The organism is Nocardia cyriacigeorgica (genome assembly GCF_010858045.1).
Lineage (GTDB): Bacteria > Actinomycetota > Actinomycetes > Mycobacteriales > Mycobacteriaceae > Nocardia > Nocardia cyriacigeorgica_E.
In genome coordinates this window covers 1-330 of sequence record NZ_JAAGVC010000215.1, presented here as the reverse complement: position 1 = coordinate 330, position 330 = coordinate 1, and the positions used below count along the sequence as shown (strand labels likewise).

Genomic DNA, 330 nt, shown 5'->3' with positions numbered 1-330 from the left:
GTCCATGCCCACCGAGTTCGGTGAATTCCGTGCCGTGGCCTACCGCGACACACTGGAGGGCACCGAGCATCTCGCCTTGGTGATGGGCGACGTGGCCGCAGCCGGCGGGACCGAGGCTGGAGTTCTCGTTCGCGTCCACAGCGAATGCTTGACCGGCGATGTCCTCGGTTCGACGCGCTGCGACTGCGGCGCACAACTCCAACTCGCCATGAGAGCGATAGCAGCTGAGGGTTGCGGCGCAGTGGTCTACCTTCGCGGTCACGAGGGCCGCGGGATAGGCCTGAGCAATAAGATCCGGGCCTACGCGTTGCAAGAGCAGGGTCTGGATAC

General features: G+C 64.8%; 1 pseudogene. It reads left to right on the top strand.

Features of this window, described 5'->3' with window-relative positions:
• Positions 1-330: pseudogene (locus GV790_RS29430) on the top strand (bifunctional 3,4-dihydroxy-2-butanone-4-phosphate synthase/GTP cyclohydrolase II); the annotation flags it as partial.